The organism is Streptomyces sp. NPDC050988 (genome assembly GCF_044456225.1).
GTDB lineage: Bacteria > Actinomycetota > Actinomycetes > Streptomycetales > Streptomycetaceae > Streptomyces.
In genome coordinates this window covers 712,484-721,666 of the sequence record NZ_JBITFQ010000001.1, presented here as the reverse complement: position 1 = coordinate 721,666, position 9,183 = coordinate 712,484, and the positions used below count along the sequence as shown (strand labels likewise).

Below are 9,183 nucleotides of genomic sequence, written 5' to 3'. Positions count from 1 at the left end.
GGCCGGGTTTTTGTGGGGGTTATTGGGGGGGCTTTTAAAAATCCGTGCCGCCCCTCGACTACGGTGCGGCGGTTGCTGGGGGCCATGGGCCTAAACCCCACCCCACCCTTCGATCGTTTCCGGGGCTGGCTGAGGGTCGGTTGAGGGCCGGCCGAGGTTCGGCGTTCCTCGACCGGCGTCAGGGCAGGATCGAGTCGATGTAGCCACCGTCCACGCGCAGGGCTCCGCCCGTCGTGGCCGAGGCCTGGTCGGAGCTGAGGTAGACGACCATGTGGGCGATCTCCTCGGGCTCGATCAGCCGTTGCAGCAGGGACTGCGGCCGGTGCTTCCGCATGAACTCGCGCTGGGCCTCGTCCCAGGGCAGGTCGCGGTCCACGAGTTCGTAGACGAAGTCCTCGACGCCGCCGGTGTGGGTGGGGCCGGCGATGACCGAGTTGACCGTCACCCCCGTGCCCGCCGCCTGCTTCGCGAAGCCGCGGCCGACCGAGAGGAGCGCGGTCTTGGACATGCCGTAGTGGATCATCTCGGCCGGGATGACGACCGCCGAGTCACTGGCGATGTTCAGGATCCGGCCCCAGCCACGCTCGGTCATGCCCGGCAGATACATACGGGTCAGCCGTACCGCGGCCAGCACGTTCACCTCGAAATAGCGCCGCCATTCCTCGTCGCTGATCTCCAGCGGGTCGGCGGAGCCGAAGATGCCGAGGTTGTTGACGAGGATGTCCAGCTCCGGCAGCGTCTCCAGGACGCGCTGTGCGCCCTCCTCGTTCGCCACGTCGGCGGCCACCGGAACGAAGTCCGCACCGGGTACCTCCGCCGCCAGCCGCGCCACGCCCTCCGCGACCCGCTTCTCGTTTCGGCCGTTCACCCCCACCCGGGCGCCGGAGCGCGCGAGTCCGGCGGCGATCGCCGCGCCGATGCCCTGCGTCGAGCCCGTCACCAGGGCGGTGCGGCCCGTCAGATCGATCTGCATGTGGAACCAGTCCCCTTGTGAGTCCTGTCCGTGCTGCGTGCCGGTACGTCTGCCGTCAGCCTGGCGGCAGGACGATCGCCCCGCCACTCCGGTCGACGCCGACGGGCACGACCTCGCTGCGTATGCCCACTCGGCGACGGGTGACACCCGGGCCGGGCTCGTGACGGGTCGAGGTGTGGAAGCGTCGTCCAACCAGTGACCCCGCGACGCGCCGACAGGCCCTTCGGGGCATTCGGCCGTCCACGGCAGGATGGCGGTCATGCGATTTCGACTGCTCGGCCGCCTGGAGCTGGTGAATGCCAACGGCGCGGTCGTCCCTCCCGGCGCCGTCTCCCGGGCGATCGTGGGCCGGCTGCTGCTCGCCCACGGGGCGGTCGTACAGCGCGACACCCTCGTCGACGAGTTGTGGGGGGAGCGCGAGACCAAGAACCCGGTCGGCGCGCTGCAGGTCCAGATAGCCAAGCTGCGCACCGCCTTCGCGGCGCGGGGCGAGGAGGGTCGCCTGCTGTTCGGCCACGGTGGATACCGGATCGTCCTGGGGCCGGAGGACGAGGTCGATGTGCCCGCCTTCGAGGCCTCGGTCAGGGAGGGCCGTGCGCAGCTGGCGGCGGAGGAGTACGAGAAGGCCGAGAGCCACCTGCGGCTGGGGCTGTCGATGTGGCGTGGCCGCGCCCTGGACGGCTTGGAGGGGCGGGTCTTCGAAGCCGAGCGGACGCGCCTGGAGGATCTGCGGCTGGGCGCTCTGGAGGACGTCGCCACGGCGGGCCTCGAAGTCGGTCGGGCGGAGGAGCTGGTCCCCGAGCTGAAGGCCCTTGTGTCCCTCGCACCGCTCCGCGAGCGGTCCCGGACCCGTCTCATGCTCGCGCTCTACCGCTGCGGGCGGTTCACGGAAGCACTGGAGGTCTACGAGACGGGCCGACGGCTGCTCAAGTCCGAACTCGGCGTCGTGCCCTCCTCCGGACTGCGCTCCCTGCACGCCGCGATGATCCGCCACGATCCGTCGCTGCAAGGGCCGGCCGCCGCGTCCGTCCGCCTGCCGTCGACGCGTACGGATGTCCGGCCGGCATCCGGCGAAGGCACTCCGATCCGGCCGCTCGGCCCGTTCGTCGGCAGACGCGGGGATCTGACCGCGCTGCGCGAGGTCGTCGACCGCGAGCGGCTGGTGACCGTACTGGGCCCCGGAGGCGTCGGCAAGACACGTCTCGCGCTGGAGGTGTGTGCGCTGGTCCAACCGTCCCGCGGCAACGTCTGGTGGGTCGATCTGGCCCCGGCCGACGACGCGAACGTTCTCGCCGTGGTCGCCTCCGTGCTCGGGCTGTCCGACACCTCCGTCCGGCCGGACCAGCCGCCGTACGACCACGTGCACAGGCTCACGTCGTTCCTGGCCGGACGTCGGACGATCCTTGTGCTCGACAACTGCGAGCACCTGCTCGACGCGGTCGCCCCGCTCGTGGCGACGCTGCTGGGCCGGTGTCCCTCGCTGACCGTGCTGACCACCAGCAGGGCACCGCTGGAGGTCCCCGCCGAGGTGCTGTACCCCTTGGCGCCGATGCCGGACGAGGAGGCCGCGGACCTGTTCGGTGCCCGCGCCGCCATGATCGATCCGTCCTTCGCCCCGGACGAGACCGCGCTGCACGACATCCGCCGCCTCTGTGGCAGGCTCGACGGACTGCCGCTGGCGGTGGAACTCGCGGCCGCGCACGTACGGCTTCTGACCGTTCGTGAGATCGAGGCCCGCCTCGACAACCGCTTCACCCTGCTGACCAAGGGGGAGCGCACCGCGCCGGCCAGGCACCGCACCCTGCGCGCCGTTCTCGACTGGAGCTACGCCCTCCTCGACACCACCGAGCAGAGGCTGCTGACGGAACTGGCCCTCTACGTGGGCGGCTGCTCTCTCGATCTCATGGAGGCAGTCGTGCCGCTGCCCGAGGCGGACAGTGCCGAACTGCTGCATGTGCTGGGGCAGTTGGTCGACAAGTCCCTGCTCGTCCTGGTCTCCACACCCGACGGGAACCGACTGCGGATGCTGGAGACGGTCCGCGAGTACGCGCTCACCCGGCTCCGGGAGGAGGGCCGGGCGCCCGAAGCCGAAGAGCGCCTCATGACGTGGGCCGCACGCCTCGTCCGTGAGGGCAGCGAGGGAATCTCGTCCCGTGACCAGAAGGAGTGGGCCAGGCGGCTCACCGAGGAGTCCGCCAACATCAGAGCGGCATCGGACCTGATGACGGCCAGGTCCAGGGAGGCCGAGGCCCTGCTCCTCGAGGCACGTCTCGGCTACTTCTGGTTCATCAGCGGCCGCGAGGAAGAGGGAATCGACCGGCTCCAACGCAGTCTGCAGGCGTACGACTCGACGGCCGGACAGCGGCACGCGGAGCCCAGCGAGGAGGACGAGTGGGCACTGTTCTACACAATCGCCTGGCTCACCTGGCTCAACCACGTCGCCGGACATCACGCGGAAGCCGGTTCCTACGCGCAGAGGCACAAGGCGGCATGGCAGCACGCCAGGAACCCTGACCTCGCCGTCCTGGGCCTCTGCTACGCCGCGCTCCACGCGATGCTCAACGGACACGACGACGTGGAGGACCTCTTCGCCGTGGCGGAGGCCGCGGTGGTGGGCACGGAATTCCACTGGGACCGGGCGGTCCTGCAGACGAACTGGTCGACCTACTGCCTGCAACACGGGGACACCGAGGGGGCCCGCCGCCACGGTCTGATCGCGGTGACGGCCTCGCGCGCGGCCGACGACGACTTCGCCCGGGTCTTCTCCCTCACTCTCTGCGGCGACGCGGACGAGAGCGACGGCCTCCGCGCCCGGGCCCGCGAACAGTGGGCCGAAGCGGCCCGGATCCTCCGTGCCGTCGGGGCGCGTACCCGCTGGGCGTATGTGGTGCTCAGGCTGGTCTGCCTGGACCTCACCGAGGGAGAGTTCGCCCTGGCCGAGCAGCGGCTCGTGGACGTGAGCCGGCTCGCGGACGAACTGAGTGCGGACGATCTCCAGGCGGCCGTCGCCAACCTGCGCGGTGTGCTGGCGTTCCGGGACGGCCGCTTCGCGGACGCCGAGCGGATCTTCCACGGTGTCTGGCGCTGTCCGGGGGCGCCGCCCGACCGCAGAGCGGTCTCGGCCATCGGTCTGGCGGTCACGGCGACGTTCGGTCCGCCGAGTCCCACCGCCTCGGACGACGCGCGGGCCTGGACCGACCGGGCGCGTGAGACGCACGGCGGACTGCTGGAACCGCTCGCCCGGCATGCGGTGGGCGTGCTGCTGGACAAGCTGGACACCCACCACAGGCTGGACACCGACCACAGGCTGGACACCCACCACAGGCTGGACACCCACCACAGGTCCGGGGTGAACGGGCGGGGTGGCACGGACCAGGTGTGCGTCTGGCTCTCGGGCAGTCCCTCCGTACTGGCCGCCTTCCGCTGAGCGGCCCCCCGGGCCGCGGCCGGCGTTGCCGACGGCAGGCGGTACGTGAAGGGTGAACCTCTTCGGAATGCGCGCCGTAGCAGCGGTCAGACGGCACTTGGTGCCCCGGGATGCCTCCGCCTTGTGTCGCGTCGCGGAGCGGAGCCGGTTCCCCCGCTCCCCCAAGTGACCGTCGGCCAGGGCCATCCTTCCGACGAAAGGCACAGCACCATGACCGAGCACCAGGGCCAGATCACTCTTGGGGACGACACCGTCGCCGAACTGGCCGGCCGGGTAGAGGGATCAGTGTTCGCCCCGGGCGACGAGGGTTACGCGGCGGCGGTCGCGGCGTTCAACCTGCGTTCGCGGCAGCGGCCCTGTCTGGTCGTCGCGGCGGCCGGCGCCGCCGATGTGCAGGCCGCGGTCGCGTTCGCCGCCGGGCGTGACCTGGCCGTCGGGGTCATGGCCACCGGGCACCAGCCGTTCCCCGCCGAGGAAGGCTTTGTGCTCGTCACGACGAGTGCGATGCGCATGGTCGAGATCGACGCCGAGCGTGCCGTGGCCCGCGTGGGCGCGGGTGCGCGCTGGTCGGACGTCGTGGAGCCCGCTCAGGAGGCGGGACTGGCACCGCTGAACGGGTCCAGTCCCCTGGTGGGAGTCGTGGGCTTCACCCTCGGCGGCGGGCTCAGCCCGTTCCTGGGCCGGTCCTTCGGCTGGGCCGCCGACCACGTCGTCGGGATCGAGGTCGTGACGCCGGACGGTGAGCTGCGCCGCGTCTCGGCGGAGGCGGAGCCGGAGCTGTTCTGGGGCCTGCGCGGCGGACGCAGCAACTTCGGTGTCGTGACCGAGCTGGAGATCGGGCTCTTCCCCGCGACCTCCTTCTACGGCGGCGGGATCTTCTTCCCCGCCGAGCACGTCGAGGCCGTGCTCCGCGCCTTCCCCGAGGTCGTCCGCAACGCGCCCAACGCCTTCACCTGCTCCGTGGCGCTGCTCAACTTCCCGCCGGTCCCGGAGATTCCCGAACTGCTGCGAGGCCGGTTCCTCGCACACGTCCGGGTGACCCACCTCGGCCCCGACGAGGAGGCCGAGAAGCTCATCGCGCCCTTCCGGGCCATCGGCGAGGGCGTTCTCGACACGGTCGGCCGCCACCCCTACAGCGCGTTCCCCCTCGTGCACTCCGACCCGGCGGATCCCTTCCCGTACGAGGACCAGGGCACCCTCCTGGCCGAGTTGCCGGCCAAGGCCGTCGACTCTCTCGTGGAGAGCGCCCAGGTGGCCGCCGGTGGCCTCGTCACGGTCCTGGAGATCAGGCACCTCGGCGGGGCGCTTGCGGTTCGGCCGGCCGAGGCGAGCCCTGTCGCCGCCCGGGACGCCCTGTTCAGTGTGTGGGGCGCGACCGTCGGGCCGCCGGAGGTCGTCGACGCCGGCATGGCGATGCTGGGCGGCATGATCGAGCGCCTGAGCCCCTGGGCCACGGGTCTCACGTACATGAACTTCGCCGGTCGTGACGACCGGGCGGAGAACGTGTTCAGCCCCGACGGCCTGGAGCGGCTGCGGGGCCTGAAGAGGCACTACGACCCGCGCAACCTGTTTCGGGTCAACAACCACAACATCGCTCCGGAATAGCACTCCGCCGGCACGCCGGCGCCGAGCAGTCGACTCGTGGAACAGCCGAACCGCCGGGATACCGACTTGATTCCAGGAGACCGAACAATGAAATGCGAGCAGGAGAGAACCCGACTGGCCGCCTATGTGATGGCAGCACTCGATCCCGGCGAAGCGGGCCTCGTGGCCCGCCACGTACGGGAGTGCCCGGCCTGTGCGGGTGACGTGGACGAGATCCGTACGACGCTCGCCGCTGTCCGGCGACTGCCCGACGAGGAGATGGTGGGCAGCTGGTCCGGCAAGGTCCCCGCACTGCGGGAAGCGGCGGTCCGAGCCGCCCTGGCCCGGATCCCCGAACGGGAGTGAACGACTCCTGGGCACCCCCGGCACTGGGGGGCTCCGTCCGACGGAGCCCCGCGTACCGGAGGTGCCCTTTCCTGCGCCTTTCCCGGGCCTGTCCTGGCGGACGCGGGCCGGGCAAGCGGACATTAAGCGGTTGGCAAGAGATCCCCCCGAAGGTTTCCCTGTTCAGTTTTCAACGAATTGGCGCGCCGGGCTTGGCCCATGGCGCATCGGGGGAACGTGGCAATGAGGCACAACACAGGAATCCGGGGCACGCAGCCGTGCCGGAACGGCGGAACCCGTGACAGGGCACGCGATGAGGCGTTCATCCGCGCCGTCTACGACAAACACGGTGTGTTCCTGCTGAGAATGACCACCGGACTGCTTCGGGGCGACAGTCACCAGGCCCAGGACCTGGTCCAGGAGGCCGTCCTGCGCGCCTGGCAGCACACCGACATCCTCAACCCCCAGGCCGAGGGCATCAGGCCGTGGCTCATCACGGTCGTCCGCAATCTCGTCATCGACGGCTACCGTGCCCGGCTGGCCCGCCCTCCGGAGACGGTCGACACCGCGCTGAACGCCATACCCGGTCCGGAGCGCATGGATCCGGCCCTCACCAGGAAGATCGTGCGCGAAGCCCTGGGGGACCTGACGTTGCAGCATCGCGAGATCCTCGTCCACGTGGAGTTCCTGGACCAGTCCGTGGCCCGGACGGCGAAGACGCTGGGCATACCGCCGGGCACGGTCAAGTCCCGGACACACCTGGCCCTCAAGGCCCTCCGGGCCGCGCTGGCCGAGCGGGGCTACACCTCGTGAGCGTGCCTCTGCCGAGTGCTCCGATCCACAGCGGGCTCGCGCCGAGCCGCCCGCCGGCGCGCTTCGTCGATCGCGCTCCTCTCTTCCCGGGTGAGGAGATCCATGAGCCTCTCGTTGTTGACCCAGTCGTTCAGAAGGGCATGAGAACCCCCCAGACTCAGCGAGTAGGCCCACATGCTCCGTCCTCGCCCCGATTCGTTCCATTCGGTTGCCCAGCCGAGCAGATGGCCAATTCTCTGCTCCGGCGTGAACCTCGAAAATGGCATGCCCGTCACCCATCGATGATTACGAGAAGGCCTGGTCTTCATCCGGTCTGTAAACGGGGCGGAGAACAAGGAGGTTCACGGCGGGCTCAGAATCCGGTGAGCGTCACCTTGCCGATGGCGGCGCCGGACTCCATGACGCGGTGAGCCTCGCGCAGGTGGGCGGCGTTGATCGTGCCGAGGTCCTGGGCGGCCGTGGTCTGCAGGACGCCCTTGTCCACGAGCGCGGCGATCCGGTCGAGGATGTGGTGCTGCGCCACCTGGTCCGGGGTCCGGAACAGCGAGCGCGTGAACATGAGCTCCCAGTGGAAGGAGATGCTCTTGGACTTCAGCAGGCCGATCTCCACGGGACCGAAGTCGTCGATGGCGAGCAACTGCCCGAACGGCTTGAGGATTTCGGCGTACGCGGCGAGGTTACGGTCCGTACCGGCGGTGCCGAAGACGTGGTCGACCCCGCCGGGCGCCACCTCGGACACCTGTGCGGGCAGCGGGCGATGATGGTCGACCACGTGTGTCACGCCCATCCGGCGGGCGAACTCGACGGTCTCCGGGCGGGAGGCGGTGCCGATCACGGTCAGGCCGGTGAGGGCCCGGGCCAGCTGAGCCACCATGGCCCCGACGCCGCCCGCAGCGGCGGTGACCAGCAGCGTGCCGGTCTCTTCCGAAGCGCCCTCGCGCAGGCCGAGGCGTTCGAACAGGCCCTCCCAGGCGGTGAGGGAGGTCAGCGGCAGAGCCGCCGCCTCGCCGAAGGAGAGTGTGGTGGGCTTCCGGCCGACGATGCGCTCGTCGACGGTGTGGAAGCGGGAGTTGGTGCCCGGCCGGTCGATCGCGCCGGCGTAGAAGACCTCGTCGCCGACCTCGAACAACTCCACCTGCTCACCGACCGCGACGACGGTGCCTGCGGCGTCCCAGCCGAGCACCTTGGGCTCGCCGCCCGGGTCGTTGCTCTGCCGGACCTTGTAGTCCACGGGGTTGACCGCGATGGCCTCCACCTGGACCAGCAGATCGTGTGGACCCGGCTTCGGTACTGGCAGCTCGACGTCCACCAGGCTCTCGGCGTCATCGATCGGCAGGCTCTTGCGGTAGGCGACGGCCGGCATCGTCGTCGTCTTCAAGGTGCCACTCATCATAGAACTCCTCGGCTCGTGCGGTGGGCCGACGAGGGTTCGGCGGCCACGACCCGCAAGGTACCCATCGGGAGGTAGTAACCTTCAAGGGAGCTTGCTTCCCAAAGGAAACCATCGAGGTGGGGGAGGTGTGCGGAGTCCCGGACGGCGTGGCGTCAGGCGGATTCCGGGAACCGGTCGATGTTCTGCTCCACCCAGGTCCGCAGATGGGAGAGCGGGGCGCAGGCGTCCTTGCCGAGCGGGGTCAGGCTGTACTCGACGCGGGGCGGCACCTCCGGGTAGATCTGACGGTCGACCAGGCCGTAGTCCTCCAGGCGGCGCAGCGTCTGGGTGAGCACCTTGGGGCTCACCCCCTGTAGCCGGCCGCGCAGTGCTCCGAAGCGCCGTGGCCCGTCCTCGAGGGCGCCCAGCGCGAGAGCACTCCACTTGTTCGCGAGCAGGTCCAGCATGTCGCGGCAGGGGCAGGCGGCGGAGTAGACGCTCTTGGGGTCGTGGCAGACGTCTGATGTCTTTGTCATACAGCAACGGTACCCAATGGGTACTAGTATCCCTTGCGGGTAACCACCTCCTGCCTCGTACGGTCACGGACGTGGCGGGCCCCGGTGCCCGGCGTCGCTCGCCGAACAGCCGCAGGACCAACGCGACCGGCTC

At 70.1% G+C, this 9,183-nt stretch carries 7 protein-coding genes; 4 read left to right on the top strand and 3 right to left on the bottom strand.

Annotated features, from left to right (window positions below; translation table 11 throughout):
• Window positions 1–178: 178 nt before the first annotated feature.
• Window positions 179–973, bottom strand: a complete 795-nt coding sequence (locus ACIBEI_RS03100; protein ID WP_398884465.1) for an SDR family NAD(P)-dependent oxidoreductase — start codon at window positions 971–973, stop codon at window positions 179–181.
• Window positions 974–1,232: 259 nt separating this feature from the next.
• On the opposite strand from ACIBEI_RS03100, the gene ACIBEI_RS03095 reads away from it, so the two are divergent.
• From ACIBEI_RS03095 to ACIBEI_RS03080, 4 genes are all read left to right on the top strand, one after another.
• Window positions 1,233–4,400, top strand: a complete 3,168-nt coding sequence (locus ACIBEI_RS03095; protein ID WP_398884463.1) for an AfsR/SARP family transcriptional regulator — start codon at window positions 1,233–1,235, stop codon at window positions 4,398–4,400.
• Between the two features lie 210 nt (window positions 4,401–4,610).
• On the top strand, window positions 4,611–6,005 hold the full coding sequence (locus ACIBEI_RS03090; RefSeq protein ID WP_398884461.1) for an FAD-binding oxidoreductase: 1,395 nt from the start codon (window positions 4,611–4,613) through the stop codon (window positions 6,003–6,005).
• Between the two features lie 87 nt (window positions 6,006–6,092).
• Window positions 6,093–6,350, top strand: a complete 258-nt coding sequence (locus tag ACIBEI_RS03085) for an anti-sigma factor family protein (RefSeq protein ID WP_398884459.1) — start codon at window positions 6,093–6,095, stop codon at window positions 6,348–6,350.
• Between the two features lie 222 nt (window positions 6,351–6,572).
• On the top strand, window positions 6,573–7,142 hold the full coding sequence (locus ACIBEI_RS03080; RefSeq protein ID WP_398884457.1) for a sigma-70 family RNA polymerase sigma factor: 570 nt from the start codon (window positions 6,573–6,575) through the stop codon (window positions 7,140–7,142).
• Between the two features lie 352 nt (window positions 7,143–7,494).
• On the opposite strand, the gene ACIBEI_RS03075 is transcribed toward ACIBEI_RS03080, so the two are convergent.
• Complete coding sequence (locus ACIBEI_RS03075; protein WP_398884455.1) at window positions 7,495–8,532, bottom strand: zinc-binding alcohol dehydrogenase family protein; 1,038 nt, start codon at window positions 8,530–8,532, stop codon at window positions 7,495–7,497.
• Between the two features lie 155 nt (window positions 8,533–8,687).
• The gene (locus tag ACIBEI_RS03070) at window positions 8,688–9,050 is read right to left on the bottom strand and encodes a winged helix-turn-helix transcriptional regulator (RefSeq protein WP_398884453.1); all 363 of its coding nucleotides are present in this window, start codon (window positions 9,048–9,050) and stop codon (window positions 8,688–8,690) included.
• Window positions 9,051–9,183 lie beyond the last annotated feature (133 nt).

Coding starts and splice junctions, on each gene's coding strand:
- ACIBEI_RS03100 (WP_398884465.1), bottom strand. CDS start 973: ATGCAGATCGATCTGACGGGCCGCACCGCCCTGGTGACGGGCTCGACG.
- ACIBEI_RS03095 (WP_398884463.1), top strand. CDS start 1,233: ATGCGATTTCGACTGCTCGGCCGCCTGGAGCTGGTGAATGCCAACGGC.
- ACIBEI_RS03090 (WP_398884461.1), top strand. CDS start 4,611: ATGACCGAGCACCAGGGCCAGATCACTCTTGGGGACGACACCGTCGCC.
- ACIBEI_RS03085 (WP_398884459.1), top strand. CDS start 6,093: ATGAAATGCGAGCAGGAGAGAACCCGACTGGCCGCCTATGTGATGGCA.
- ACIBEI_RS03080 (WP_398884457.1), top strand. CDS start 6,573: ATGAGGCACAACACAGGAATCCGGGGCACGCAGCCGTGCCGGAACGGC.
- ACIBEI_RS03075 (WP_398884455.1), bottom strand. CDS start 8,532: ATGAGTGGCACCTTGAAGACGACGACGATGCCGGCCGTCGCCTACCGC.
- ACIBEI_RS03070 (WP_398884453.1), bottom strand. CDS start 9,050: ATGACAAAGACATCAGACGTCTGCCACGACCCCAAGAGCGTCTACTCC.